Origin of the sequence: Streptomyces sp. B1866 (assembly GCF_031932565.1) — a bacterium.
In the GTDB taxonomy this organism is placed as follows: domain Bacteria; phylum Actinomycetota; class Actinomycetes; order Streptomycetales; family Streptomycetaceae; genus Streptomyces.
The window spans coordinates 1-439 of the sequence record NZ_JAVSCF010000620.1 but is presented as its reverse complement, the minus strand read 5'-3'; the positions used below and the strand labels follow the sequence as shown (position 1 = coordinate 439).

General features: G+C 83.4%; 1 protein-coding gene. It reads right to left on the bottom strand.

Annotation, left to right across the window (positions count from 1 at the left end):
* On the bottom strand, positions 1-384 hold a 384-nt coding region (locus RKE29_RS30475; protein WP_312008918.1), incomplete at its 3' end, for a DUF4439 domain-containing protein.
* Between the last annotated feature and the right edge of the window lie 55 nt (positions 385-439).

Below are 439 nucleotides of genomic sequence, written 5' to 3'. Positions count from 1 at the left end.
GAAGGCCGTGCCGCCGCCCCGCCAGCGCACCGCCCGCACCGCCGCCTCGCGCAGCGCGCCCGCCGCCTCGCGGCGCAGCCCGCCCTCCGCGGCCCGTACGAGGTCGGCGTACACCGCCGCGACCCGGTCCTCCAACTCGGCGGCGAGCCGGACCGCGGCGGCCGCGTCGGGCACCGGGAAGGGCAGCGCGTAGGCCGGGGCGGCGCTCGCCGGCCTGCCGTCGAGGTCGCGCACGGTGCGCTCCAGCACGTCGCGCCGCGCCCGGTGCGCGGCGTACGCGTCGCGGGCGTCGGCCAGCCGGTCGTCGCCGACCCGGCCGCCGACCACCCCGTACCCGTACACCGCCGCGTGCTCGGCGGCGAGGGCCGCCTGCACGGCGGGCAGGGCCGCGGCGTCCGGTGCGGCCCTGCCCGGAGCGCGTCGCGGTGCGGCGGCCGGT